This is a genomic window from Mesorhizobium sp. WSM4849 (assembly GCF_055811385.1).
Genome location: NZ_JBVVPW010000013.1, coordinates 142,122 through 168,415, shown reverse-complemented (window position 1 = coordinate 168,415; position 26,294 = coordinate 142,122). Strand labels below are relative to the sequence as shown.

General features: G+C 61.0%; 27 protein-coding genes and 2 pseudogenes. 5 read left to right on the top strand and 24 right to left on the bottom strand.

Annotated features, from left to right (window positions below; translation table 11 throughout):
• Positions 1-108: 108 nt before the first annotated feature.
• The 3 genes and pseudogenes from AC0L3L_RS17085 to AC0L3L_RS17075 form a co-directional block, all read right to left on the bottom strand.
• Positions 109-591 (bottom strand): annotated as a pseudogene (locus tag AC0L3L_RS17085) (SPW repeat domain-containing protein); the annotation flags it as partial.
• 207 nt (positions 592-798) lie between these two features.
• Positions 799-1,443: a universal stress protein gene (locus AC0L3L_RS17080; protein WP_473638454.1), complete on the bottom strand. Its 645-nt coding sequence runs from the start codon at positions 1,441-1,443 to the stop codon at positions 799-801.
• 354 nt (positions 1,444-1,797) lie between these two features.
• Positions 1,798-2,457: a trimeric intracellular cation channel family protein gene (locus AC0L3L_RS17075; RefSeq protein WP_473638453.1), complete on the bottom strand. Its 660-nt coding sequence runs from the start codon at positions 2,455-2,457 to the stop codon at positions 1,798-1,800.
• A 330-nt stretch (positions 2,458-2,787) separates the two neighbouring features.
• Here AC0L3L_RS17075 and AC0L3L_RS17070 point away from each other — a divergent pair, with 330 nt between their 5' ends.
• Positions 2,788-3,213 (top strand): pyridoxamine 5'-phosphate oxidase family protein, encoded by a 426-nt coding sequence (locus AC0L3L_RS17070; protein ID WP_473638452.1) that lies wholly within the window; start codon positions 2,788-2,790, stop codon positions 3,211-3,213.
• 328 nt (positions 3,214-3,541) lie between these two features.
• Here the strand turns inward: AC0L3L_RS17070 and AC0L3L_RS17065 are convergent, their stop codons facing one another.
• The 9 genes from AC0L3L_RS17065 to AC0L3L_RS17025 all read right to left on the bottom strand — a co-directional run bounded on the left by AC0L3L_RS17065 (position 3,542) and on the right by AC0L3L_RS17025 (position 10,896).
• The gene (locus tag AC0L3L_RS17065) at positions 3,542-3,877 is read right to left on the bottom strand and encodes a hypothetical protein (protein WP_473638450.1); all 336 of its coding nucleotides are present in this window, start codon (positions 3,875-3,877) and stop codon (positions 3,542-3,544) included.
• A gap of 14 nt (positions 3,878-3,891) precedes the next feature.
• Complete coding sequence (locus tag AC0L3L_RS17060; protein ID WP_473638449.1) at positions 3,892-4,113, bottom strand: hypothetical protein; 222 nt, start codon at positions 4,111-4,113, stop codon at positions 3,892-3,894.
• A gap of 11 nt (positions 4,114-4,124) precedes the next feature.
• The gene (locus tag AC0L3L_RS17055; protein ID WP_473638448.1) at positions 4,125-4,565 is read right to left on the bottom strand and encodes a hypothetical protein; all 441 of its coding nucleotides are present in this window, start codon (positions 4,563-4,565) and stop codon (positions 4,125-4,127) included.
• Positions 4,566-4,909: 344 nt separating this feature from the next.
• Complete coding sequence (locus AC0L3L_RS17050) at positions 4,910-5,854, bottom strand: GlxA family transcriptional regulator (RefSeq protein ID WP_473638447.1); 945 nt, start codon at positions 5,852-5,854, stop codon at positions 4,910-4,912.
• A gap of 10 nt (positions 5,855-5,864) precedes the next feature.
• Positions 5,865-6,956 (bottom strand): ABC transporter ATP-binding protein, encoded by a 1,092-nt coding sequence (locus tag AC0L3L_RS17045; RefSeq protein ID WP_473638446.1) that lies wholly within the window; start codon positions 6,954-6,956, stop codon positions 5,865-5,867.
• Positions 6,953-7,780, bottom strand: coding sequence for an ABC transporter permease (locus tag AC0L3L_RS17040; RefSeq protein ID WP_473638445.1), 828 nt, complete (start codon positions 7,778-7,780; stop codon positions 6,953-6,955). Before AC0L3L_RS17040 ends, AC0L3L_RS17045 begins: the two co-directional genes overlap by 4 nt.
• The gene (locus AC0L3L_RS17035; protein WP_473638444.1) at positions 7,777-8,622 is read right to left on the bottom strand and encodes an ABC transporter permease; all 846 of its coding nucleotides are present in this window, start codon (positions 8,620-8,622) and stop codon (positions 7,777-7,779) included. The genes AC0L3L_RS17040 and AC0L3L_RS17035 overlap by 4 nt, the downstream gene beginning before the upstream one ends.
• 131 nt (positions 8,623-8,753) lie before the next feature.
• Positions 8,754-9,890, bottom strand: coding sequence for an extracellular solute-binding protein (locus AC0L3L_RS17030; RefSeq protein ID WP_473638443.1), 1,137 nt, complete (start codon positions 9,888-9,890; stop codon positions 8,754-8,756).
• A gap of 91 nt (positions 9,891-9,981) precedes the next feature.
• A complete protein-coding gene (locus AC0L3L_RS17025; RefSeq protein ID WP_473638442.1) occupies positions 9,982-10,896 on the bottom strand; it encodes a LysR substrate-binding domain-containing protein in 915 nt (304 codons plus the stop codon).
• Between the two features lie 99 nt (positions 10,897-10,995).
• Here AC0L3L_RS17025 and AC0L3L_RS17020 point away from each other — a divergent pair, with 99 nt between their 5' ends.
• A complete protein-coding gene (locus AC0L3L_RS17020; RefSeq protein WP_473638441.1) occupies positions 10,996-11,775 on the top strand; it encodes a creatininase in 780 nt (259 codons plus the stop codon).
• A 456-nt stretch (positions 11,776-12,231) separates the two neighbouring features.
• Here AC0L3L_RS17020 and AC0L3L_RS17015 read toward each other — a convergent pair whose 3' ends face one another.
• Positions 12,232-13,446: a M24 family metallopeptidase gene (locus AC0L3L_RS17015; RefSeq protein ID WP_473638440.1), complete on the bottom strand. Its 1,215-nt coding sequence runs from the start codon at positions 13,444-13,446 to the stop codon at positions 12,232-12,234.
• A 385-nt stretch (positions 13,447-13,831) separates the two neighbouring features.
• Positions 13,832-14,011 (bottom strand): annotated as a pseudogene (locus AC0L3L_RS17010) (hypothetical protein); the annotation flags it as partial.
• 43 nt (positions 14,012-14,054) lie between these two features.
• On the opposite strand from AC0L3L_RS17010, the gene AC0L3L_RS17005 reads away from it, so the two are divergent.
• Positions 14,055-15,413, top strand: coding sequence for a DUF4236 domain-containing protein (locus tag AC0L3L_RS17005; protein WP_473638439.1), 1,359 nt, complete (start codon positions 14,055-14,057; stop codon positions 15,411-15,413).
• A gap of 108 nt (positions 15,414-15,521) precedes the next feature.
• On the opposite strand, the gene AC0L3L_RS17000 is transcribed toward AC0L3L_RS17005, so the two are convergent.
• Positions 15,522-16,448, bottom strand: a complete 927-nt coding sequence (locus tag AC0L3L_RS17000; protein WP_473638438.1) for an ABC transporter substrate-binding protein — start codon at positions 16,446-16,448, stop codon at positions 15,522-15,524.
• Between the two features lie 275 nt (positions 16,449-16,723).
• On the opposite strand from AC0L3L_RS17000, the gene AC0L3L_RS16995 reads away from it, so the two are divergent.
• On the top strand, positions 16,724-17,587 hold the full coding sequence (locus tag AC0L3L_RS16995; protein WP_473638437.1) for a hypothetical protein: 864 nt from the start codon (positions 16,724-16,726) through the stop codon (positions 17,585-17,587).
• A 71-nt stretch (positions 17,588-17,658) separates the two neighbouring features.
• Complete coding sequence (locus tag AC0L3L_RS16990) at positions 17,659-18,222, top strand: YceI family protein (protein ID WP_473638436.1); 564 nt, start codon at positions 17,659-17,661, stop codon at positions 18,220-18,222.
• Between the two features lie 155 nt (positions 18,223-18,377).
• Here the strand turns inward: AC0L3L_RS16990 and AC0L3L_RS16985 are convergent, their stop codons facing one another.
• The 9 genes from AC0L3L_RS16985 to AC0L3L_RS16945 all read right to left on the bottom strand — a co-directional run bounded on the left by AC0L3L_RS16985 (position 18,378) and on the right by AC0L3L_RS16945 (position 26,071).
• Positions 18,378-19,106 (bottom strand): FCD domain-containing protein, encoded by a 729-nt coding sequence (locus AC0L3L_RS16985; RefSeq protein ID WP_473638435.1) that lies wholly within the window; start codon positions 19,104-19,106, stop codon positions 18,378-18,380.
• Positions 19,107-19,227: 121 nt separating this feature from the next.
• Positions 19,228-20,082 (bottom strand): S-formylglutathione hydrolase, encoded by an 855-nt coding sequence (gene fghA, locus AC0L3L_RS16980; RefSeq protein ID WP_473638434.1) that lies wholly within the window; start codon positions 20,080-20,082, stop codon positions 19,228-19,230.
• Between the two features lie 185 nt (positions 20,083-20,267).
• The gene (locus tag AC0L3L_RS16975) at positions 20,268-20,405 is read right to left on the bottom strand and encodes a hypothetical protein (RefSeq protein WP_473638433.1); all 138 of its coding nucleotides are present in this window, start codon (positions 20,403-20,405) and stop codon (positions 20,268-20,270) included.
• A 64-nt stretch (positions 20,406-20,469) separates the two neighbouring features.
• Positions 20,470-21,468, bottom strand: a complete 999-nt coding sequence (locus AC0L3L_RS16970) for an SRPBCC family protein (protein ID WP_473638432.1) — start codon at positions 21,466-21,468, stop codon at positions 20,470-20,472.
• A gap of 46 nt (positions 21,469-21,514) precedes the next feature.
• Positions 21,515-22,243 (bottom strand): ABC transporter ATP-binding protein, encoded by a 729-nt coding sequence (locus AC0L3L_RS16965; RefSeq protein WP_473638431.1) that lies wholly within the window; start codon positions 22,241-22,243, stop codon positions 21,515-21,517.
• The gene (locus tag AC0L3L_RS16960) at positions 22,236-22,970 is read right to left on the bottom strand and encodes an ABC transporter ATP-binding protein (protein WP_473638430.1); all 735 of its coding nucleotides are present in this window, start codon (positions 22,968-22,970) and stop codon (positions 22,236-22,238) included. The genes AC0L3L_RS16965 and AC0L3L_RS16960 overlap by 8 nt, the downstream gene beginning before the upstream one ends.
• The gene (locus tag AC0L3L_RS16955; RefSeq protein WP_473638429.1) at positions 22,967-23,935 is read right to left on the bottom strand and encodes a branched-chain amino acid ABC transporter permease; all 969 of its coding nucleotides are present in this window, start codon (positions 23,933-23,935) and stop codon (positions 22,967-22,969) included. The genes AC0L3L_RS16960 and AC0L3L_RS16955 overlap by 4 nt, the downstream gene beginning before the upstream one ends.
• On the bottom strand, positions 23,935-24,801 hold the full coding sequence (locus AC0L3L_RS16950; RefSeq protein WP_473638428.1) for a branched-chain amino acid ABC transporter permease: 867 nt from the start codon (positions 24,799-24,801) through the stop codon (positions 23,935-23,937). The genes AC0L3L_RS16955 and AC0L3L_RS16950 overlap by 1 nt, the downstream gene beginning before the upstream one ends.
• Before the next feature lie 61 nt (positions 24,802-24,862).
• Entirely contained in the window at positions 24,863-26,071 is a 1,209-nt protein-coding gene (locus AC0L3L_RS16945; RefSeq protein ID WP_473638426.1) for an amino acid ABC transporter substrate-binding protein, read from the bottom strand.
• Between the last annotated feature and the right edge of the window lie 223 nt (positions 26,072-26,294).

Below are 26,294 nucleotides of genomic sequence, written 5' to 3'. Positions count from 1 at the left end.
GTCGGTCGACCCACAGATGCACCGAACGGTTAGTTCGCACGGACTTTCCAGCCCCATCTCGTATTCTCCAGCCCGCACAACTGGTTCGTTCCCCTCAGCCATTTCAGGTCAGACGATGGCGCGATCCCAGCCGCCATAGTGCTCTTCGCTGCGGGTCCCTCGGGGCAAGCTTAGACCTATCAGCGCCACGCCAATGATCATTGCTGCCGCTGTCCCAATCAGGGTGCCGCCCTCGAATAGGAACGGTGACGCTGCGACGGCGAGAGCAAATGGCACATTGAGGAAGCGTACGGGCCGCGCCACCTCGGCCATGGCCGTGACCGCCACCATGATTACCAGGCAACCGGCGATATGGTCACTGAAGTAGAGCGGCGGCTCGGTGCCAAAGACGAGCGGCGTCGCCAAGAGCAGAATACCGAACGCCGCACTCGCCACCAGCGTCCACGGGTAGTTGACGCCGCCGATGAGGAAGTCGCGCAGCAGGCCTGCCACCGGACGGTCGAGATCCGGAGCCGGGGTCTGGTTCTCCGACAGAGCCGGTCCGCCTTTCCAGAAGGTGCGCCAGAACGGCTCGCCCGCCCTCTTGGCGCGCCCGCAACCGACTATGGACCTTTGTGAAGGCAATGTCACAAACTTCCTGAGACTAGCTGCGTCCTAGGTCGGCGCGCCATCCCTCCAGCGGCTACCAGATTAGCTAGCCGCGCGGAGGTTCAGGCATCAACGCCCGCGTGGGAACCATCCTCAGTAGCAAGATGAGAAGCTGGACGCACGCATCATGCGTCGAGCGCAGCGGGAGTGTTAACGCGCACGGCTCGGCACGATCAGTACATCGCAGGGGACATCATGCAGTATGCGTGAGGCGACGCTACCCAAAAGGGCGCGCATCAAGCCGGTTCGTCCGTGCGTGCCTGCGATGACGAGATCGGTATCGGCTTCATTCGTCAGGGCCTTGAGTCCACTCACCGGGTCCCCCCACCGGGCAATGACCACAGTCATGGAGACAGCATCCGCGCCTGCTACATCCCGGACGAAATCCCGGCACTGCTCGACCGCACTCTCCTCGAACTGGCTGTTGTAAGCTGTCTTGTCGTCCACCAAACGGCGATAGGGCGGATCGAACGCGTGGAACAGCTCAAGACGCCGAAACCCAAACCATCGCAGCCCGACCATCAAGGCAGGCTTTGACGAATCCGATAGGTCGGTCGCCACGGCCGCTCGGCCCTCCGTCTCCAGCACTCCCTTCTTCACGACCAGGACCGGCACCGGCGACGTCCGCACAGGAGCGGTTACGGTGCTGCCGATCAGCACCTGGGCCAGCGTGCCGGTCCCCACTATACCGGTCACGATCAGCTCGGCCCGTTCCTTCGCCGACGCCGGACGAGGATGGTCTCCATTCCTGCCCGACAGGATGGAAAAGTTCGGCGATCGAAAATGGGAGGGCAAGAGGACGCGGACAATCCGATCTCGCAGGACGCACGGCTATAGATATATATCCTGGCGGGTGGGATGCGCCGCACATAAGCTGCTGTCATCCATCTAGGCGTCGATAACACCTGAAGCCGTCATCGGATAGTACAAGCAGCGCAATTCCCTCCGATGTTCGCTTTCTTTGGCATGTGGGGCGGATTCGTCGCCCTTAATCTCGCGTTGTGCGGCCAGATAAGGGCCGAGCAAAGGCGCGTGATCGGTGCCAGAGAGCAATCACGACGATCGATCCGGACAGCACGGACAACGTGGGCTGAGGGTTTCGGCCCGTTGGGGAAGGCATGACCGGGGCGGACTTCAGGTCTCGGGACGTTACGCACGATCCAGGCGGTCGATCTCATCGGGCGTTCGCCCCCGCCGCTCGCGATAGCGTGGCAGCGACCATCCCTTATGCAACGCCATTCCGCGCACGAGCAGCCCGGCAATGAGACCTGCCCCGAGCACGACCTCGCGACTTAAGCCGATATTCGTAAGCACAACAAAGACGATCGCCCCAGCAAGGGCTGCCGTGACATAGACTTCACGGGAAAGCACTATTGGACTTTCATTGCCCAGCACGTCACGAATGATTCCGCCGAAGGTGGCCGTGACCACACCCATAGCCACCGCCACCACCGCGCCTGAGCCTGCAAGCAAAGCGCGCTCCGCACCCGTGACCGCGAAGAGCGCCAAACCGAGGGCATCGAGCCACAGGAGCAAGCGGTAGCGACTCTGCGGGATGTGAGCGGTGAAAAACACTGCGCATGATACGATGACGCATGCGAGAAGAACGGCAGGCTCCCGCACCCAGAAAACGGGGCTCAGGCCCAGAAGAAGGTCGCGCAGCGTGCCACCGCCGATGCCCGTCACCGTGCCGAGCAGGACAAAGCCGACTACGTCCATTTGCTTGCGCGAGGCGACCAGCGCGCCCGAAATCGCAAAAACGATCAAGCCAAGCCAGTCGAGCAGTGCGGCGGCTGTGTCGAAGAGCATAGGAATCTTCCGCTTGGGTTTGGCGACCGCAGCGCGTCCTTCCGCTGCTGCATACGCTCGACTACGCGTCTATACAGAACCAATGCTCACTGTGCGGAGAAAGTCTAGCGGAGAGGGTGGAATAAAACGCGTAGCGGAACCGGTCAGGCCGCTTCCCTGCACCAGAAGTCCCGTGCCGCATGTACGTCTGCGTCGGGCCAGATCTGCCTGTTGCCTGCAGACGCTTGGAACCACGGCAGACGCGCGGCGTTTGGCATTCTCACAGGAGAGAAGCCATGCCCGACAAGGATCCGGAATTCAAAGCTAGTTTTGGACTCGATCCGTTCGGACATGACGGCAATGATCGGCGGCCCCGGCATCCGCCCTCGTCCCATGACAGCGCAGTTCGATGGGGACCGCAACGTCATTTATTTCTTCACGGCGAAGGACACCGACCTGGCCGAAGCCATTGCAGCTGAAAAGGATGCGACACTAGTCTATGTCGCCAAGGGACACGACCTATTCGCCACTGTCGAAGGCACACTGAGGATCAACAATGATCGGGCAGTCATCGACCGCTTGTGGAACCGCTTTGTCGCCGCTTGGTTCGAAGGGGGCAAGGAAGATCCGAAGCTGTGCTTACTCAGGTTCGATCCTGCGGTCGCCGAAATCTGGAACGATGCATCCAGCATCGTCGCCGGGGTGAAACTTTTCCTCGGGATGGGCGACCCGAAAGCGGACTACAGGGACAGCGTGGCACAGGTTCGCATGAAGTAACCCGGCCCTCTAGACTGGACCCAGGCGAGGAGTGCACGGCGTCCCTTTTCACTGCCGACCGTATGCAGCCATTCATGCCGCGCCGCGAGTCGCTGATCTCTAGGGCCGAAGGCATAAGCCGATGCGCCAGAACGCGTTGCGCTCATCGGGCGAGCGGGTCGGCTTTCGGGTCGAGCTTGTCGCCGACTGGCGCTTGTCGGCAGCATCGTTCGCCTAACCAGATCTGACGACGCTGCCCTAATGCAGCCTCCGTCCAGACGCGCATCCACCTGTCGCATACCCTCGCAGGATCGCAGGGAGTGCCGGGCCACTTGCAACAAATTGCCTATCACGACTGACTTAGACGTATCTTGTCTTCAGTGTGGGTGAATAGACTCCCAGTGAGCGACGCAATCTCTTCCTCTCCCCACATGGCTTTGGTGGCTATGATGGGCACCATCGGCAGATTGGATTCCTCTGCGGATGACCGTCCCTCTTTGAGAGCCGTAATCTCGTCATCCCGCCTGGCAATGCGGCTTTCCAGATTTGCGATGCGCTCCGTCAAAAAGTAGCGCCCGACTAGGAAGCCTCCACCTCCAAAGAGGACCGCGAACGAAGCAAAGGCGACTGGGTTGGCTAGCACCAGGGCCGAGTTGGTTTGTAGAAAAACGATCAGGTTCTGCATCTCTCATATCCCTTTCAGTTCCTCGGCAGCTTGTGAATCTCCAGCCGCACCGGGCCGCCTCGGTCGCAGCTCGTGCAAATCAGCGCCCTTTCCACGGTGCTGAACAGCGCGTCCTTGCCGTATCGCCCGATGAGGGCCGGCGCCTTTACCTCCGCATGGTGTGAGCAGTTTCTGCACCAGGCGCGTAATGTGTGCCATTCGCGAAGATCGCCCAGCGATACGTCCAGCCACGGCATGTACGCTGCCCTCAACGATCGTCTGCGGCGGCACTGTAGGCTCGCCCGGCGTGATGATCTTTTCCATCACATGCCGGCTGTTGTAGTGGATCAGGAGCATACCGGGTCGACGTCGGATAGCGGTTTGCCACGCCGTTTGGCTGACAAATGAGTCCGGTGATCGACAGATGGTCTCGACAAGCGCCTTCTCCTCGCGGTCCCAAACCTCGATCCGGAAATTGTCCTCTGCTGTTGTTGCCATGGCTGGGCCGCGCCTTATGCCAGCCGCGAGAAAAGCCACTCGAGACAGCTGCCCGCGACAACGCAAGCTCGCGCTCGAGTTCGGCATTCCGGATGAGCACGTTCAGCAGGGCAATCACAGCATCTCCGCCTGCCGCAGCTATGGCCTGCTGGGCAACTAGTTCCAATTCACAAATAGCTTCGCCGGCCGGCGTGTTTTGGCGCTTGCCCATAACCCATCCTGCTCAGATGCATCTGAGATAAGGAACATATTCCTCGTCAGTCAAGGCTGGCTTGACGAATTTGTTCTCATTTTGTTCACTTGAGGCGAGGTTAACCGCAGGAGGCGTCACGGACCTGTTTTGAAAACTCCGCCTGAGAAAAGGCACACGCCGCACTGGTTCTTTCGGGTAGCGCCAATCCGTGACCCAACGGTGACATTCATTGTCCGCGTTGCGAATGGCAGCTCTGCGCCCGAACTCGGTCGTCAAAGTTAGCTGTGCCACTGTCTTAAAGCGGACGCTACCGGCCACCGAACTGACGCTTGTAGGCCGGACATCGTTTCTCAGCACACGGCCTAGGCTCGTCGAAGCTCTGACGGCGCAACCCCCTTGTACTGACGATATACCCGGCTGAAATGACCGGCATTTGGAAACCCGCACCTGTAAGCTATGTCGCCGATTTGGAGATCGCTCGTCTCCAAAAGCATTCTTGCATACTGCAGACGTATCGCGAGATATGCCACCATAGGGCTGGTTTGCACCTCAGTCGCGAACAGCCGCTCCAGTTGGCGGCGCGAGATCCCAAGCTTGGCCGCCAAGCCTTCTACGGTGATTTTCTCCTGCAGATTGCTCTCCATCAGAAGCAAGGCGCGCCTTATGTGGCGGCTTCTGGCCTTGGGGAACAGCTCGCCGTTTGGCTGCACGTCCCGGCCTGTTCTGATTCTGTCGAGAACCAATATTTTTGCAGCCTTCTCGGCAGCTCTATTGTCCACGTGCTTCGACACAAAGTGGCTGGCAAGATCGGCTGCTCCGGCGCCGCCAGCGCAGGTGGCCCGGTTTCCGTCGATTGAAAACAACGTGTCCGCATGCGCTCGAACGTGCGGGAAAGAATTCCGAAATTCTTTGATGTGAAACCAGCTCACGCAGGCTCGATATTGGTCGAGCAGACCATAGTGCGCCAGTATGAAACTGCCGGTGCATAAAGCTGTGAGCGGGATGTTGGACTGAGCCGCTCGTCGCAGGAAGGTCTCCTTTTCTGCACTGAGGCACAGAGTCCCATTGAGGAGCCCTCCGACGACAACGATATTGTCGTATTCCTGTGGATTGGTGATTTGCTTGGTCGGCAGTAATTCCACACCGCAACTCGAGCGGATCGGAAGGCCTTTCTCACCGAGGATTTGCCAGTCGAAACGTCCTCGCCGGCTACGGTCGCCATCGTCACCAGCAAGCCGCAGCGTGTCGACAAAAAGCGACATTGGCGAAAGTGTAAAATTTCGGGCGAGCAGGAATCCGAACCGCAATGCCAGCCTCCTATTCTCCGGGCAGGATGTGGCTCGCTTCAGCGCGCCAGGAGACCCAGATCGTGGCACCGGGCGTCAGGTTCAGTTGCTCCAACTCGTCGTGGCTCTTCTGCGCCTTGAGTTCCAGGCCGTCGTCGCCCTCCAGATGGATGACGGCGGTGGCGCCAACAAATTCCTCGCCGACCACTGAGGCGCGCATCGCGTTGGTGGTGCTCGGCTGGCTATTGCTCAGTTGCACGCGATCGCCCGACACAACGAAGGTCGCCCTGTCGCCCTTCGCCAACGCCTTGGTGGGGTTCGGTGCGACGTCAAACTGTCCGGCCGACGTGGCGATCCTGACGGCATTGCTGGTGATCTCAGACACCTTGCCGGCGAAGACATTCGAAGAGCCGAGGAATTCGGCGACGAAGCGCGTGCGTGGGGCGCGGTAGATTTCCTGCGGATTGCCGATCTGCTCGATACGGCCACGGCTCATAATGACGACGCGGTCGGCCATCGAGAAGGCCTCGGATTGGCTGTGTGTGACATAGACAAAGGTAATGCCGAGCTCCTTCTGCAGGTTCGACAGCACTGTCTGCATGCGCACCTTGAGATGCGCGTCGAGCGCCGACAGTGGCTCGTCGAGCAGCAGGATCTCCGGCTCTGTCACCAGCGAACGGGCAAGCGCCACGCGCTGGCGCTGCCCGCCGGAAAGATGCGCGACGTTGCGCTGGGCAAATTCAGTGATCTGCATGCGCTCCAACCACTTGTCGACACGCCGGCCACGCTCGATCTTGTCGATACCGCGCATTCGCAGGCTAAACTCGACATTCTCGCGCACGGTCAGGAAAGGAAATAGCGCGAGGCTTTGCCACACCATTGGCGTGTCGCGCCGCCAGGTCGGCAGGTCGTTGATGCGCTTGCCGGCCAAGCGGATTTCGCCCTCGGTCGGTGCCTCAAGACCGGCGAGCATCCTGAGCGTCGTCGTCTTGCCGCATCCGCTCGAGCCCATGATGGCCAGGAATTCGCCCTTGCGGATGTCGAGGTCCATAGGTTCGACGGCGACGAAGTTGCCAAACCTTTTGACCACGCCGTCAAAGACAACAAGTGCTTCTTCGGTCATGTCTTTGACTCCGCTTTGCCGCCGGTCTGGGCGGGATTGCGTTTCATGAGGAGGAGCTGGGCGAGAACTACCAGGGTCATCGAAGCGAGGAAGACGAACGTGCCGATGACGTTGATCCGCGGGCTGACCTGGCCTTGCAGGAAGCCGAGCACCTTGACCGGCAGCGTTTCGTGGAGGCCCGATACGAACCAGGCGACGGCAAATTCGTCGAACGACACCGCCATGGTGATGAACAAAGCCGCGAAAATCGCAGGCCGGCAGAAGGGGACGATGACATGCCGCATGGCCATCCATTCGGAAGCGCCGAGGTTCCACGCCGCCGCTTCCAGCGAGGGGTCCATCTGCGACAGGCGCAGCCGGCAGATCGCCATGGCGAAAGGGGCGCACATGACCACATGGGCGATGATGACGGCGTGGATTTCACCGGACAGATGGACGTTCGACAAGAACGCCAGCATCGCGAGACCCAGGATGACAACCGGAATGGTTGGCGGCAGCAGCGCCAATGCCACATAAAGGGGCTTGCCGAAGAATTTGTAGCGGAAGTCCGTATAGGCTGCCCCAAAGCCGATCGCTGTGGCCAGCACGGAGACGGTCGAGCCGACGATCAAGGTGTTGCGCAGACCTTCCCATACCAGCGGGTCGGCATAGACGGCCTCGTACCAAATGGTCGAGAAGCCACCAAGCGGCAGCGACGGGAAGCGGTCGACATTGAGCGAAAAGACGAAGCTTGCCGCGATTGGTGCAAAGATGAAGGCGAATGACAGGACGATGTAGAGCCTCAAGGCCCAGTCGACCAGCCGGCTGCGGTTCAAGTTGTTCATCGTCCGCGCTCCCTGTAGGCGTAGGTCACGGCCGCGAACGCCACCGCAAGCAGGGTCGAGATCATGGTCAGGGCGATGACGGCAGCACGCGGCCATTGCTGGCCCGACTTCGTCGTATCAGTAATCAGGATCGAGAGCGTCGGCGGATCGCCACCGCCGAGATAAAGCGGGCTGACGAAATCGCCGAAAGTCAGAATGAAGCAGAACAGGGCTGCGATCACCAGTCCGACCCTTGCCGCAGGCACGACGATCTCGAACACGGTGCGCAGCCGCCCGCAACGCAGATTGTGAGCAGCCTCGATCAGCGTTCTGTCGACGAAAACGAGGCTGAACAATTGCAAAAGCACCACCAGCGGAAAGCTCAAGGTCAGGTAACCGATCATCGTGCCGAAGGTCGTGTTCAGCATGCCGAACGGGCCGAGGCCGGCATGGGTGAAGAGCGCGTTGAAGATGCCGTTGTCGGACAGGAAGATTTGCCAGGAATAGACCCGCACGAGATAGGACGTGAAGAACGGGATGACCATCAGAAACACTGCCCAGCGCCGTGCCGTTTCCGATAGTTTGAAGGCAATCCCATAGGCGCAGGGGAAGGCCAGTGCGCTGGTGATGATTGCGGCGAATGTAGACAGCCACAGCGTGCGAAAATAAGCATCCCAGAAGACGCCGCGGCCGAGCATCCTCGTCCAGTTGTCCGGATTGAAATCCGGTTCCATGCGGAAGTTCTTGACCGTCCAGAAGCTGAGCGCGATCAGGAAGACAAGCGGCGCAAGGAAGAACAGCACCTGCCAGGCCAGCATCGGCAGTGAGAATGTCAGGCCATAGAGGGTGATCGATTTGCGCATGAGAGCGAGCTCTGCCGATTGAATATGGCCGATCTGATGGGGCGGTCACAACAGACCGCAAATGTGAAGGGCGGGCGCATTGGCCCGCCCCTCCTGCTTGACGAACTTATCCGAACCGGGGGGTCAGTATTCTAGGCGCCCTTGTAATCGGACCAGAAATCGTTCCAGTCCTCAAGGCTTTGCTGGACCGGAAGCTGCCGGTATTTGATGCGTCCGGCGCGGATCAGATCCATGGCGTTGCTCTCGTTGAGCAGCATGCCCTGACGCTTGGCTTCCGCCGGTGTTTCCTTGGCCAGCAATTCCCAGCCCTTCTTGTTGGGTATGAGACATGGATAGGCGGCCATATTGGCCGACTTTACCTGGCCTTTTGCCGAGGTGATGTACTGAATCCACTTCTTGGCCAGATCGGCCTTGGTGGAGCCCTTGCCGATGGAGAAGGACTCGGTGAACTGCAGGCCGCCCTCCTCTGGAATGGCGGTGCGGACTTTCGCCCCACCCTTCTCCAATGCGCCGGTGATCCAGTCGCCGATGCCGGCCATGGCCAACATCTGGCCATTCTGCAGTGAGGAGAACGTGCCGCCATAGTCGAAAAAGCCGCCGATCTGCGGGCGCAGGGTCTTCATTTTCTCCTGCAGCGCGCCCCAGGCATCGCTGTCGATGTCATAGGGCGTGGCGTTGCCGTTCAACAAGCTGATCTGGCCGAGATTGGGCAGGTGCCAGTCGAAATGACCCACCTTGCCTTTCAGCTTGTCGGCCCAATACACGTTGTAGGTCGAGGCTTCCTTTTCGGTAATCGCCTCGGTGTTGTAGGCGACCCCCAGGAAGCCGAAGCGCGTGATGACCGAATAGAGGTCGTTGCCCTGCCAGTGGCCGGGGAAATGCTGGAATTCGGGAAAGAAATCGTCAAAGGGATAGTCAGCCGGATCGAGCTTCTCGATATAGCCGGCCGCGTTCAGCTGCTGCACATATTCGGCGTCCGACAGAATGACGTCGAACGTGCCGGGAGGCGACTGCGAGATCAGGCCCAGCATGTTGTCGCCACCGGTATAGTATTTCGGCTTGAACTTGACGTTGTTGGCCGCCTCGAACTCCGCCACCACGTCGGGTTCGGCGTGGCCATACCAGGCGAGCATGTTGAGCTCTACAGGTTCGGCAAAGGCCAGCCGGCTTAGGTACGGCAGAGCGAGAGCGCCACCAGCGAGAACGCTTGCGCCCTTCAAAAGGTCGCGGCGCGTACGCTCGCCGGATAAGGTCTTGCTTATTGTCATGGAGTTCCCCTTCGCGCTTTGGTTTCCGCTAAGGTAGGAAGCTCCCATGTATTTGAAAAATTAATTCTTATAATAAATGCATTTGCAAACCTTATTGCCGATCGAGTTCGATGGGGCGGCGCACCGGGTCGCCGGATACGCCTGCTTCATCCAGCCGCGCGATGATGTGGTTGACCAGTCGGATGCCAGCGTCAGACAGGCGCGGGTGCTTGTAGAACAGCCCGACGCGGATTTCCGCGAGCGGCGGCAGGCCATCGCTGTCGTCGAGCGCTCGCATGCCGGGCAGCATGGTGTACCGGGTCAGCGCGCTGACACCGAGCCCGTTGACGACCGCATTCTGCAAGCCGCCGATGCCGGAGCCCGTGTAAGCGACGCGCCAGCGGATTTGCGCCGCGTCGAGTGCCTGGATCATGCGCGCGCGGTATGCGCATCCTTCCGGGTGGGCTGCAAGCGCAATGCCCTTGGCGAGGTCGAGCTCGCTGGAGGCTGCTACTGCCCAGATAGGACGCTCGATCCAGGAGCGGGACAGATATTGGGCACGCTCATTGTTGACCATGGCCACGGCCAGGTCGAGTTCGTCGGCGCGAAGCCGATCGAGGATTTCGGCACTCCAGCCACAATGGATTTCCAGCGAAATGCCTTGGTGCTGGCGCGTATACTCGGTGATGACGCCCTGCAGGAATGAAACGGCATAGTCGTTGGGCAAGCCGACGCGCAGCACGCCGGCGATCTTCGAGCGGTTGAAATAGGACGCTGCCTCGTCATTGAGACGCAGCATCTCGCGAGCATAGCTCAAGAGCATCTCGCCCTCGCCGGTCAACAGCAGCGTACGGCCGGCTTGCTTGATGATCGGAGCACCGACCAGGTCCTCAAGACGGCGAATCTGCAACGAAATTGCCGGTTGGGTACGGCCGAGCGCCTCGCCCGCCTTGGTATAGGCACCCAAATCGATGACCGAGACGAAGGTCCGCAACAGGTCGGTCTGGAAGTTGACGATGTTTCCCACTGATTTCCATTCCTTATGGAAGGATCACAATTATAAATTTCTCATATCGCATGAATGGGACCAAATCATCAACCCAAACGCTCGAAAGTGGGGATGAAAATGCAAAGTGATACGGTCTTTGCTGCCGAACTGACCTGGCCAGACTACGACGCCAAAGTGCGTGACGGTTCGGTGCCGGTCCTGATCCCGATCGGTTCGATGGAGCAGCATGGATGCCACATGCCGATGCATGTCGATGTGCTGCTGCCCACCGAGTTCTCACGTCGTGTTGCCGTCCAGACTGGCGCCCTCGTCGCACCGCCCTTTACCTATGGCTACAAGTCGCATCAGAAATCGGGCGGCGGCAACCATCTGCCAGGGACCACCAGCCTCGACGGCGCGACTCTGGTCGCGGCACTGCGTGACGTCATCAAGGAATTCGCCCGCCATGGCGTGCGGCGGCTTTGCCTGATGAATGGCCATTTCGAGAATTCATGGTACATCGTCGAGGGTATCGATCTTGCGTTGCGCGAATTGCGCTGGGGCGGCATCGACGACATAAAGATCGTGGTGCTGTCCTATTGGGACTTCGTCGACAAGGCGACGATCGCACGGCTTTATCCGAACGGCTTCACCGGTTGGGATCTGGAACATGGCGGTGTGCTGGAGACCTCGTTGATGTTGGCGCTGTACCCGGACCTTGTCCATCTCGAGCGCGCCGTTGACCATCCGCCTGCCAGTTTCCCGCCCTATGACGTCTATCCGCCCAAGCCGGAGTGGACGCCAAAGAGCGGCACACTGTCTTCGCCCAGGGACGCGTCGCCGGAGAAGGGAGTGATCCTCCTGGACGTCTGCGTCGCCGGCATCGTAAGGGCACTAAACACAGAGTTCCCGCGCTGAAGTTCTTGCCGTCCTACAGGACGAAGAGCCGTTTCCGGCCGACCGACGTCTGTCTGGCCGCGCCAGGCAATCGCACGCAGACCCAATGGCCGCGGCAACTGCTGCAATCGATGGCTTTGGAACCGTGCGCCACCCCAGTCTGCATCTGGAAAGATCGACTGGGTCGAGGACGCAGCGACTGCTACCTGGCTTGTCGGTGCCTTTGTTAGTCCTTCAAGGGCGGGCTTGTCGGCACGGCGGCCGGCCTATGGCAGGCATCTTCATTTGATGGCTTGCGTTCTGGCTGCGTGGAGGAAGCCGCCTTGCCTTGCAGGGCGGTGGCCAAAAATGTTCGCCTGAGAAAGGCAATCATCTCACAGGCCAGGCCATAGGCCGGTGCTGTCGCATAGGGGTCGGGCCGGGCACGCGTGCCCGACCCCTCCCGATGCCAGTCATGGGGGATGTAGTGCATCCTGGTCAGTTCCGGATGATGTTGTGTTCCGGCCCGAAGGGGAAACCGGTGATGTTTTCGGCGCCGTGGTCCTTGACGATCAGGATGTCATGCTCGCGGTAGCCGCCCGCACCTGGCGTGCCTTCTGGCAGCATAACCATCGGCTCCATCGACACCACCATGCCGGGCTCCAGCACTGTTTCGATGTCCTCACGCAACTCGACGCCAGCCTCGCGGCCATAATAGTGGCAGAGCACACCGAAGGAGTGGCCATATCCGAAGGAGCGGTATTTCAGGAGATCCCACTCGCGGTACATTTCGTTGAGCTCGGTTGCGATGTCTTTGCAGCGGACGCCCGGCTTGATCAACTCGAGGCCGCGGCGATGCACGGCGACATTCTTCTGCCAGACGTCCAGGCTGGCATCGTCGGCGTGGTCGCAGAACAGCGTCCGTTCGAGTGCGGTGTAATAACCGAAGATCATCGGAAAGGTGTTGAGCGACAGGATGTCGCCGGCCCGCACGACGCGGTTCGTGACCGGATTATGTGCGCCATCGGTGTTGATGCCCGACTGGAACCAGGTCCAGGTGTCCATCAGTTCGACGAAGGGATGCGATTTCGCGATTTCGCGGACCATCGCATTGGTGGTGGCGATCGCCACTTCGTGCTCCGGAACGCCAGCCTTCACCGCCGCCACGCAGGCCGCACCGCCGACGTCGCAGACGCGTGCACCCTCACGGATCAGAGTCTGCTCCTCCATCGACTTTATCGAGCGCATCCACATCGAAGGCTGGGCAATATCGACGAATTCGACTCCCGGTAGCGCTTCTTCGAGCTGACGGCGGAAGTCGAGATTGACCTGGTCGAACTCGATGCCGACGCGCTTGGCGCCCGCCGTCAGCTGGCGCACGGCGCGGTAGTAATTGTCGCGGCGCCAGTCCGTATAGGTAATGTTGTCGCCGAAGCTGCGGCGATAGGGCTGGCCGCCATCGATGCCGGCCGAAATGGTCGTGGCGTTGTCCTGGTCGATGACCATGCCGTACTTGCGGCCGAAGTAGCAGTAGAGCCAGCCGGAATAATAATTGATGCAATGATAGGAGGTGAACAGGGCAGCATCAACCTTGTTGTCGGCCATCCAGCGGCGTACATCGTTCTGACGGCGCTTCATCTCAGCTTTCGAGAAGGGAGAATAGTCCTTCTCTCCGTTGTGCCATTTTACCACGTGCAGCATGTCGACAGTCATCGTCTGTGCTCCCTTCAAATTGAATGCGGGGAAGCTACTGTTCAGACCGGCATTAGGAAAATTTATTCACCTGATGCCATCATTTCAAAAAATTATGCCGCGAATTTGCCAGGCACCGTCTCTACACTAAAGCCGCAGGTGCTCCCGGCCGATCCGGACGCGTTCCAGACTGCAATCTTATGCGACTTTCGAAGCACAAGTAGAGAACATCCACGGACTCGGTTTCCAGCTCATCACCTTGAGGTCAGCCTCGCGCCAGCTCCTGATGTTGCGCTGCACGCAGGGAAGGTCGCGAGCCGATCCGTTGCCGGCCGTCAATGACATGGGCGTTGGACGCCTGGATTGAGCCCAAGGCGGTCATTTGCACCAACGGAAGCGTGCACAACTATCCAAGCTCATGGATCGTCACGCTCGGAATAATGGCCTTGGCGATCTCGCACAGGTGTTGGTGATGCGTGAGGTAGATCACCTGACCCGCACATCCCATCTCCCCAAACAGCTTGAAGACCTCCTCGGATCGGACGTGATCGAAGGTTTCCATTATACCGTCGGCGATAAAGGGCACAGAGGGTCCAACCGACTCGACTCGCTGTGGCTTTCGCCACATCATGTTCACGGGGGGCGCTTGGGGGATGGTATTCCGATTTCGAAAATCTGTAAGGATTGCGCCGGGAGTCCGGATAAATCTCAACGCGAAAAGTGCCAGCGTGCGGGTTGGACCGAAAGGGCTTGGATATACAGTTAGCACAACAGGCAAGAAGCGCCTCAGTGCGAGCATCCCGGGCACCGGACTTTCTTATTCAGAGGTTGTTTCGTCGAAGCGACAGCCCGTGCCTAGCGCGCCATCGCAATTAGTTGCTTCTCAAACTAAGCCGTCTTCGAAGGGCCCGCTCGCCCTTGTGCTACTCGCCATTGGCGCTGGACTGGTTTTGTGCAGCACGCCGTATAATGAGACCAAGATTACCGGAGAACGGTTATTAACCACCGGATTCGTGCAGCCGAATCTAAAGCCCGCGACAGCAGAACCGGACGCTCGGGCCTCCCAGGGTACAGACGCTTATGCCGGGCCCGCCCCTTCCGTTCAAAAGACACTTTATAGCACCGCAAATGTTCGCCTACGGACATCCCCATCGGCTGAGTCCCAGATTGTACTCACCGTCCCAGTTGGATCTGCAGTGTTGTCATCGAAGCGCGAAGGCTCTTGGCATCACGTTTCATACGGGAACTATTCGGGCTGGATTTTAGGCGATTATCTCGCGGAGCCTGGCACTGAACCAGCGGCAACTTCTTCGCCGATAGCACCACTGGTTTCAGGCGAACAGCCGGCCTCTGACAGCAACACAATCTCAGGCCGCGCGACCATCATCGACGGAGACACGATCGATATTGCCGGCACGCGCGTGCGTTTCAATAGCATCGATGCGCCTGAGAGTGCTCAGCTCTGCCGGAATTCAAAGGGCAAGAACTACCGCTGCGGCCAGTCTTCTGCGAAAGCGCTTGATGCCTGGCTGGCGAAATCCCGGCCCGTAACCTGCACATTCATAGATTGGGATCGCTACGGCCGCTTCGTCGGTGACTGCTATCGTTCCGACGGCGCGGCGGTGGCAACATGGCTGGTCACCGCCGGCCACGCGATGGATTGGCCGCTCCATTCGGGCGGCGCCTACGCGAGCTATCAGGACGAAGCTCGGCTGGCGAAGCGAGGCATCTGGCAAGGCGAGTTTCAGCCTCCTTGGGAATGGCGTGCCGCACAGCAGGCGCCTAAGCCTGAAACCACGAATCCAGTTCGACTGCTCTCCGGCTCATGCGACATCAAGGGCAACATCAGCAACAAGGGGGTTCGCATCTACCACCTCCCCGGCCAGCGATTCTATGACGAGACAGTGATCAGCCCTGCCAAGGGTGAGCGAATGTTCTGTTCAGAAGATGAGGCGCGCGCGGATGGTTGGCGCCGGTCGAGAAGGTGACTATAGCGAGACGGCTGTGCTCACAGCGACCGCGGGACCGGCAGCTTCTTCATGTGTGTGGCGTTCACGATGAACCCGCCGATCGAAGATTTCGCCGGCCGCTGGTGATCAGGCGGCGCCCTCCAGATAGCGCCTGTCGAAGACGCCTTCCGCCGCGCCGCGCTTCGACTCGTCGAGCAGGTTCGCCCTTACCATCAGGTCGATCGTCGTCCTGAGCGCCCTGTCTGGCACGGCAAGGCCTTGCGGCCACATGCCCATGCCACGCATGTATTCCAATCCCCGTCGCGCCAGGGATTCACTTTCGGGCGTGGTGATGCGCTGGAAGGTCGGCAGGGTGATGCCATGGTTGGCCGCATCATTGGTGACCACATGCGCCTCGATCAGCGCCTTGAGGAAGCTGATCACCAAATCGCGGTTCGCACCGAGCCAGGAAGCCTTTCCGATGACGGCGGTGAAGACGATCTCGGGGATCGCGGCGCAGACTTCCCCGAGCAGGTTGTAGCCTTGGTCCTGCGCAAGGAAGTTCCACGGTGCGGGCTGCGGAGCGCAGTCGATTTCGCCCGCCTGCAGCGCCTCCCACCGCTTCGTATGAATGCCGGCCAGGGAAAACTCATAATCGCCGGGATAGTGCAGCCCTTCTGCAGCCAGCATGATCTGCGTGTAGATCGCAGTGCCCTCCGTCAGCGAGGAGGTGCCGACCCGTTTGCCCCTCAGTTCGGCGAGCGAGCCGATGCCCGGGCGCGCCACAATGGACATCGGCAGGCGCACGGCGTTGGCTGCCACGATACGCAGCTCTCCTCCCCTGACGAAGTCAGCGACGGCGCCTTCCGGCGGCGTGATCGCCAGGTCCGCTTCGCCCTCGAGAACGGCCGCGGTTGCCTTTTCGACGCTGCCCATCCGCTTGTACACGATCCGGATGCCGTGCTTTTCGAAAAGGCCCTGTTCGTCGGCAACGAAAACAGGAAGCCAGTTGAACCCCTGCGCGCCGCCCGCGAGCCGAAGATCGGCGAGGCCGACAGGTTCCAAATCGGTCATGACGATATCCTCCCTTGAAACGTCCGGTGCAGGCACCGGCTTGCTCATCTGTCTGGCGAGATGTGGTTCGGTACTGAGACCTTGGCGCCATCCACATTGACAGGCATATCAGATTGAGATACGAATTGGTATCTAAAGAACGATTGGTATGTCAATACATCGATCGGTGAATCGGCTGATGCAACCTCACGCCGAGAGGGGAGGACGTATGCACATTGCCAAGAGTATCGCCGACATTTGCGGCCGGCAGTTCGAAGCACTGACGGACCGCTGACATGAGCGGCCTGGCGCGATCGCCACAGGAAGCGATGATCCTGGGCATGGTTGCGGCGGGTCTGCTGGCGCTTGTCGCCGCTGGGCTGCTGCGCTGGCTCCGCGCCGGGCGGGTCTGGACGGACCTCCTGGTGCCGGCCTCCTTCCTTGTCGCCTACTGGCTCGCCTACAACAAGGTGCCGTCCTTTCCGCCAGCAGGCGCGGTCAACAAGATCTTCTACGTGGCCTTGATCGGAACGGCGCTCGGTGTCCTGGCCGAGGCCGCCGGCCGTAGCGGGCTCGGTCGCGCACTCGTCCTTGCCCAGCCGATCGCGTCCGCAGCGTATATAGGAACTGCTCGGCTGCCCGATGCGCTCCTGGAAGTGGCGGCGGCTGCGCTATGGGGCCTGCTGGTGATGTATGGCCTTTCCCGTGGAACGGGCAACGCCGAGGACGAATCCGGTACAAGACGCGCCGCCCTGCTCGGTACGGCATGCATCGGATTCGCGCCGATCGCGCTGCTGGGAGCATCATCCACCAGCTTCCAGCTCAGCCTGCTTTTTGCAGCTGCCATCGCGGCCATTGTCGCAGCCAACATTTCAAATCCGGACTTCGGATTTCGCTCCGCATCCCTCCTTGGAGGAGCAGGAGGCATGATCGCCGTCGCGCAGACCGTCACGCTCATCACGCGCAAGACCGACATGCTGGCGTTGGCCGTGCTCACCTTGGTCTTTGTCTCGCCTTTTGTCGTCGATCCGGTTCTGCGCCGGGTCCGCGCCACGAACAAGGTCGTCCGAAGCGCCGCATTTGTAGGGATGTGCCTGCTGCCTGTCGGCGCATCCCTGGCGACTGTGATCGCGCGATATGGCTCAAGCTTCCCGGCATGACCCGGGAGAGGACTGTCGGAACCATCAACAGGGAGGAAATTACAACCATGTCGAAGTTACTGCGCACCACCTTGCTTGCCGCCGCCATCGCCTGGCTGCCGCTAACCGCCGAAAGGGCGGCGGCCGGGACATTCGATATTGATCCCGTGCATTCAGGGATCGCTTTCTTCATCGATCATCTCGGCTTCTCGCAGGTGATCGGAATCGCGAAGGAATTCTCGGGCTCGTTTCAGTTCGACGCTGCTCGCCCTGCGGAAAGCAGCCTCGAGGTTTCGGTGAAAGTTGCCGGCATCTCGACCAACAATACCCAGCGAGATAGCGACATCCAGGGCGCGGACTGGTTCAATGCAACAGAGTTCCCGCAGATCACCTTTGTCGGGCACGAATTCAAGGCGGTCGACGCTAAGTCCGGCACGATCGCCGGCGATCTAACGATCGCCGGCGTCACGAAACCCGTCACGCTGGACGTCACCTTCAACAAGGAAGGCCAAAACCCGTGGGACAAGAGCCACGTGGTCGGCTTCAGCGCGCGCACGTCGATCAAACGCAGCGACTACGGCATGAAGGCCGCGCTCGGAATGATCGGCGACGAGGTGAGCCTCGTTGTTCAAGTTGAAGGGCGTGCCCGTTCGTAAGCCAGCGCGGACTTTCCCGGTAGGCAGCAAGCCTGCCGGGCACCTCGATTCCGCGGCAATGGCGGGAAGCGGAGCGCATCGGTGCGGTCCGCCTCATTCCGGCCAATTGAGAAACTCTCGTCGGCGTATCGCGCCCCGGTGAAACTTTCCGTGGCCTATTCCGCCGCCACGGGATCCGTTCGCCTGAAAGAATCGCCACCTTGCGCAAAAAGGTGGCTTGCATGAGCGATGACATTCTCGGTCGTCTCGCGGATATGCCGCTCGACCAGATCCTGTGCCGTGGCCGTGTCGCGGGCGATGACCCGATCCATGATCATCTTGTGCTCGACGTCCTTTGCGCGCCATTGCGGGCGAAACTGCGAGGACATCCTGCGGTAGCGGTGGGCGCGCTCGAAGAGCTTCTGCCGGATTTCGAGCAGATTGGGCGAGCCGCATGCCGCGACCAGCGAAAGGTGGAACGCACTGTGCAACGCGGCCCATTCGTCGGAGAGATAGTAGCTCGCCCCAAGCCGGCTTTGCAGGCGATCCATCCGATGGAACGCAGCCATGATGTCCGCCTCCCAGCGATCGTCGCCACGATCGATCGCCAGCTTGATGCACTGCCGTTCGACGAGCACACGGACATCCGTCAGATCGTTGAGATCGAAAAGCGAGACCGGCGCGACCAGGAACCCACGCTGCCCCTGCGCCACAACCAGACCTTCGGCCACCAGCCGCGAGAGGGCCTCGCGCAAGGTGGAGAAGCTTACTTCATACAGTTCTCTCAGCGTTTCGAAGCGCAGCTTGGTTCCCGGCTTCAAGGCACAGCTGATGATGTCGCCCCGCATGCGCTCCAACACATCCGCAGCACGTGTCTCTCCGACGGGCTTGAGGGTGGTGCCCATGCATACGACTCCGCGTTGAATTAGCGCGGAGATTACTGCCGATTTTCGAAATAATCAAACCGTCGCCCTAAGGGGTGCGGGTACCCGCCGTCCGGCGGGTGCAGAACAGGGCATATTGCTTCTAGCCGTCGGACAACAGCCTCTCGGTATGCCAGCGCAGATGATCGTCCATGAAGGTCGAAATGAAGAAGTAGGAGTGATCGTAGCCCTCCTGCATGCGCAGGACGAGCCTGATGCCTGCTCGGTCGCACGCCTCCTGGAACAGCCACGGCCGCAGACCATGCTGCAGAAAACCATCGGCCGTGCCCTGGTCGACCAGGAATTCCGAGAAAAGCGCACCGTCCTCGACGAGGGCGCAGGCGTCATGCCCGCGCCATGCCGCTTGATCGCCGCCGAGATACTTTTCGAACGCCGGCCGCGACCAGCCGGCAGTGGTCGGCTGCACGATCGGCGCGAATGCCGAGCAGCTCTTGAAGCGTTGGGGATTCTTCAACGCAATCGTCAGCGCGCCATGCCCGCCCATCGAATGGCCAAAGATCGCCTGACGCGTCATGTCGACAGGAAATTCCCGTGCGATCAACGCCGGCAATTCCTCGGTGACATAGGAATACATGCGATAGTTCCCGGCGTAGGGCTTTTGCGTCGCATCGACATAGAAGCCTGCGCCGCTGCCGAACTGCCAGTTGTCTTTTTCATCCGGGACGTCGGCCCCGCGCGGACTGGTATCAGGGCAAACGACGATCAGGCCGAGCTCGGCGGCCAGGCGCCTGTACTCGCCCTTGTCCATTACGTTGGCATGGGTGCAGGTCAATCCTGAGAGGTACCAGACGACCGGCAGCGGACCTTGCGCCGCCTGAGGTGGCACGAAAACGGCAAACGTCATTTCGCAGGCGCAGGCATCCGAAGCGTGGGAATAGGCACCCTGGACACCGCCATGCGATTTGGCGGCGGAAATCATTTTCATCTGTTCTGGCATGTCTTCCTTCTCCGCCAAACGCCAATCGTGGCCGGTGTATCTACCGCAGCGTGTGATCGCAGCAAGCTTAATGGACCGACCAACGGGCATTCCGGAATGCCCGTGCGGCAGGTCTTCCTTCGATGCTGGGGAAGCACAGTTTTTGGGAACTCAGAGCTTTCAACCCGGCGTATGGCTCATACCGATCAGTAGACCACGACGCTGCGAATACCGGTCGCCTTGATCTCGACCAGCACTTCGCCATCGCGCGGACCTTCGAGGTCGACCTCCATGATCTCCAGCGGCTTTCCGGCGGCAACGGCAACAGCGGCGCGGGTTTTCATGTGCATTCTCCAATTTCGATCGATCCCGGCCTGCCGACGACAGGCCGATGCGTCACGGCCGCCGCTATCCGGCCGCCTTCGCGAGCTTCACCTTGTGCCAGGCGATGATGTCCATCAGTTCCGGCGAGAATGCGTCATAGGCGGGAATCCCCACCTGGGCCATCGTGCCCCGCACATTGGCCATGCTGGTCGCCCGCGTCCCCGTCTCAACGAGCGAAGACACAAACGCCGCGAATTCGATCTTCGGCTGATGCGCGTTCGTCGCCAATTCGGGATGCACGAATTCAAGCCCGTGGAAATGGTGATCCGGATCGGACACCTTGCCGACCATATGCGTCCCGCAGGATTTGCAGCGATGGCGTTCGATCTTCTGCGTGGCGTCCACCGCCTCGAGCTTGTCGCGCTGCGCCGCGACCGAGATGCTGCCGGCCGGCACGACGGCGATCTGCGCAAAGACGGCACCGGCAGGCTTCCAGCATTTCGAGCAGCCGCACAGATGGTTGTGCGCCACCGCCTGGTCCACCTCGATCTCCACCGGTTCGCTGGCACATCTGCAGCGCGCGGTGAATGCTCCGGCCGGCGCAGCCGACCCGTCCCGCCCAACAGCGGGGTGCAGCACGGCGGTCTCGCCGCGCAGCGCCTCCGCCCGCGCCTTCAGCGCGCGGTTCAAGTCGTGATAGGCCGTTCTAAGATTGGTATCGATGCTGGGCCAGCGTTCGTCGGCCATCGGACCATCGAAGATCTCGTTGTGGCGCACCCGCGTGCCGCCTTTTTCGGTCGGCTCCAGGATGAAGATATGCTCCGCGCTGAACACGCCGCCCGGCGCCTGGCTCAGCCAGCGCAGTTCCCGCGCTCCCACGATACGGGTGATGGTCGGCGTGACCTCGCGCTCGGGAACGTTGGGCTGGCACAGCGTCCCGGTGACCCGCTGTCCAACCGTCGTGCGTCCGCGCAGCGCCGGCAAGGCCGGATTCCATTCGCCGTAGCGCTCTAGGTCGTCCAGCACGGCCCACACGGTCTGTGGCGGTGCGTCGATGACGATCTCGGTTTCAAGCCAGCGCATGGGGCATCCTCATTCATGGAGCAGATGGTTGGCGTGCGGCAGTGCGCTAATGCGCTGCCGCCGCGGCGGCGTCGCCGAGGTAGGCACTCATGACCTTTGGATCTTTGAGCAGGTTTGGCGCCGTGTCCTCTCCGACGATCCTTCCCGTCTCGATCAGGTAGCCGCGATCGGCGGTCTTGAGGCTCAGCCGCGCGTTCTGCTCGACGAGCAGGATGCCGAAACCTTCGGCGGCGATGGTGGCCAGTGACTTGAACAGCTCCTTGGACAGCAGTGGCGACAGGCCGAGGGAGGGCTCGTCCAGCATCAGGATGTCCGGCTTCGACATCAGCGCCCTGCCGATCGCGACCATCTGCTGCTCCCCTCCCGACATCGTCTGCGCCAATTGGCGACGGCGTTCGGCGAGCCGGGGGAACAGCCCGTAGACAAAATCAAGCATCTTGCCCGCGTCAGCCTTCGCGCGCCTGGCATGGCTTCCAAGCCGCAGGTTCTCCGCCACGGTGAGTTCGCCAAAGATGCCTCGGCCTTCCGGGACGAGCGCGATCCCCTCCTCCACCATCAGATGGGCGTCGAGTTTCGTGACATCCTTGCCGTTCATGACGATGCTGGTGCCGGCCTCCGTCCCGACGAGCCCGGCGACAGCGCCGAGGAAGCTGGACTTTCCCGCGCCGTTGGCACCCAGGATGACGCAGATCTCGCCTTTGGAAACGCATGCGGAAACGCCTTCGAGCGCAACATGGCGTCCGTAGCGGACGCCGAGATTGGACACCTCAAGCATCGTCGTCGTCCCCCAGATAGGCGCGGACAACCTCCGGGTCGGCCAGGACGCTGGCCGAGATGCCGTCGGCGATCTTCGTACCGGAATTCATGACGACGCAGCGTTGGCAAAGCGAGCGGATGGCATCCATCACATGCTCGACCATGATGATCGTCCGGCCCTGCGCACTGATCTCGCGGATGAGCTCCATGCCGATCCTGAGTTCGCTGGGGTTGAGGCCGGCGAGCCACTCATCGAGCAGCAGGACATGAGGGTTGCTCGCAAGGGCACGGGCGAGCTCTATTCTCTTCTGGTCGATATAGGTCATTGCCGCCACGGGAATCTCCTCGCGGCCCTTCAACCCGACCCGTGCCAGCAGTTCGCGGGCAAGCGTCAGTGCCTCGCCGCCCCAGAGCCTGTTGTGCCCGAAGACGGCGCCGGCGACGACGTTCTCCACCGCGCTCATGGACGGCAGGACGCGTACCAGCTGGAAGGTCCGAGCAACCCCGATCCGGGCGATCTTGTGGGCTGCCAGTCCGGCGATGGGATGTCCGGACAGGAGAATATTGCCCGATGTCGGCGACAGCGCCCCCGATATGAGGTTGAGCATCGTGGTCTTGCCTGAACCGTTCGGGCCGATCAGTCCCAACAGCTCGCCCTCGGCGACCTCGAAACTCACATCGTTGACGGCGACGAGGCCGCCGAAGGCCTTGCGCACCCTGTCGATGGCCAGCAAAGGAACGCTCATCTCCCCTCCCCCACGGTCGTTGCCAGCAAGCTCTGGTCGGTTGGGCGGCGACGACGGAACAGGCTTTCCAGCTGGCCCGTGACACCGTCGGGAAGCACATAGACGATCGCTAGGAAAGCGATGCCGACGATCACCGCCGTCTGGTTAGGGAAGTGGCCCGAAATGAAGTCCATCACCAGGGTGAAAGGGACGACGCCGACCAGGGGGCCCCACAGGCGGCGTGTCCCGCCGAGCAGAGCCATGATGACCACGAGGAAGGACGTCATCGGATTGAAGGCCGCGTCCGGCGTGATGTAGGAATAACGAGGCGCCATGATCGCGCCGGCCACGGCAATGAAGGCCCCCGAGACCGCGAACAGGATGATCCTGGCGCGAGCGGTGTCGACGCCGACATGGCGCGCCACGGCCTCGTCACTGCCGATGATGCGCAACGCCAGGCCCAGCCGGGACCTGTTGATAAGCCACCCGGTCATGAACACGATCACCGTCAGCGCAAGCAGCATCCAGTAGAGATGCGCCTCGGTGAGATCGGTGAAGACGTATAGCCCGATCGTGCCGCCGAAATTGGTCTGCACCCAGGTCACGATCTGGCCCATGAGCTCGGCAAGGCCGAGCGTGAAGATCACGAAATAGACGCCTGAGAGCCTGAGGGTCGCCAATCCGACCAATATGGCCAGCAAGGCACCGGCGGCGACCGCGATGAGGATGAGCGCCGGGAAAGGCAGGACGTCGATGAAGATCGCGACCGAATAGGTTCCGACGCCGAAGAAGGCGGCGCTCGCCAACGAGACCAGGTGCGTGGGCCCGGAAAAGAGCGCCCAGGCCGTGCATATGGCCGCATAGAGCATGATGTTCACGCTGACCGACAGCCAGAACCCCTCGGTGACCAAGGGAAGAAAGGCCAGCACAGCCGCGCCGGCAAGGCCGACACCAACAGCCAGAAGTTCATTGCGCGGAATGTTCATCACGCCGGCCGCTTTCCGAAGATGCCCTGCGGCCGGAACAGCAGAACGAGGATGAAAAGGGCGTAGTTGGCCGCCAGCGTCAGCCCCGGGTCCAGCAGGCTGGCGACGAGCGTCTCGGTCAGGCCAAGCACGAGGGCGGCAAGAACCGCGCCACGAATGTCGCCGACACCGCCCATGATCACGATGATCAGCGCCTTCATGGTGAACAGCACGCCCATCGACGTGTTGAACGTGTAGAAGGTCGACAGCAGCGTGCCGGCGCAGGCCGTGATCGCTCCTCCGAGCGCAAAGGCGAAGGCCGCCGTCCGGCGCACATCGATCGCCACGAGCCTTGCGGCGCGCGGATCGACGGCGACCGCGCGAACGGCCGTGCCGCGGTCTGTGTGGTAGAGGAAGACGTAGAGAGCGGCGGCGATGACGGCCGCGGCGACACAGGCCACGACGCGGTTCAGGCCGAACGAGTCGCCCATGATCGAGAAGGGCTGGGCGAGGAACTCATAGTTGAAATAGGACCCGCCGAAGGCCTGCAGCATCAGCCCCTGGAACAAGAACAGCAGTCCGAAAGTCGCCAGGATCGAATCGACCTCGAGCATGCCGCGGTTCCTAGCCCGCTTCACCAGAGGCTGCATCAGCCAGGCATAAATCAGCCAGTTGACGACGAAGGCGCCGGGGCCGATCACCAGCAGGCCAAGGAGCGGATTGATCCCATAGCCTGTATACAGCCAGAAGGTGACGAAGCACGCGGCTACGAGCGTCTCGCCGTTGGCGAGATTCATTATCCGCGCCACGCCGTACTGGAGCGTGAGCCCGAGCGCGATGAGCGTATAGGTGCCCCCAAGGAGCAGGCCTGTCAGCAGGATGAGCATTGGCACTCTCGCAGTGAGGGCCTGGCGCCACGAGGACGCCGAGGCCCCTGGGAGGATCGGATCAGTTGCTGGGCCAGACGGGCTTGATCACTGGCTGCTGCGCGCCCTGGAGGTTCCCGGTCGCCCTGACGCCATGAACGACGCCATCGCTCCACTGGCCCACCGTCCAGTTGTTGTTGTTGATGTTATTGTCGAAGTGGACATCGCCGATGACGGTCTTGAAGGTGCCCGACTGGATTTCCTTGTTGAGCGCTTCCTTGTCCAGGCTGCCGACGTGCTCGACGGCCTGCTGCAGGATCTCCAGGCTGGCATAGGCCACCGGGCTCGCCCACCAATCAGCTTCCTGACCTGTCACCTCGAGGTGCTCCTTACGATAGGCCTGGAAGACGGGATCGCTCGCATTGACGCCGCCCATGATCAAGACCCCGTTGGCAGCGGTGCCAAAGCGCTTTCCGTAAGCGTCGAGATTGCCGCCGACACTGACGAAGAACGCCTTGACGTCGAACTTCTGCAACTGCGCCTGCTCGGTGAGAGCGAAGCTGTCCGGCGGGTAGGAGTAGGCGACGAAGGCGTCGGCATTCGCCGCCTTGGCGCTTGCTATCACGGGAGCGACGTCCTGGTTGCCAAGCGGATAGGAGCTTTCGTAGACGATATCGAAACCGGCCTGCTTGAGCGCGGGCTTGCCGGTCTTGATCATCTCGAGGCCGAAGGCATCGGAGACGTTGACCACCGCGACGCGGTTGCCGATCTTGCCGACGTCGCGCAGATCCTTGAGCGTGCCGACGATACCGTCGGCGATGCCCTGCGCCGGACCGAGCAGCCAGAACGTGTTCGGCCAGCGCTTGACGAATTGGTCGAGATCGTTGGCATTGCCGGTGGAGACGATCTGCGGATAGCCATATTTCGCGATCAGCGGGGCGGTCGCGAGATTGAGGCCTGTCGAATATGGCGGGATGATCAGGTCGACCTGGTCCTGGGTGGCAAGACGCTGAATGTTCTTGACCGCCTCTTCCGGCGACGACTTGTCGTCATACTCGACGATCTCGATCGGCCGCATCTGATCGCCGACCTTGAGGCCGCCGGCCTTGTTCACCTTCTCGGCCCACAGCTTGATGTTCGGCCAAAGGACACCTGACGCGCCGCCCGCGAGCGGCCCGGTCTTGGATGCGCTGACGCCGATCCTGACCGGCTCCTGCGCCACGGCGGCGCCGAACGTGCCGGCCACCAAGGCCGCCGAAAGCATGAGTACGTTGAAACTGCGTCGCAACATCGATTCCTCCCAGTTCTGGTTGCAGGGAGCGCTCCCTCGCCTCGCGGCTCGCGAGAACGAGTTGATCGCCCGGTCCTCCTAGCGAAAAATTGCTTAGGCCATTTTCCTCCGATGATCCAGCTAATTTCGTAATATCTAATATTTTCGTTATTTTTTGCGAGTGACGATATTCCTTGCCCCACCCGAGGCGACTTGGCCGGAGCACGACAGTTGCGTCCTCCAA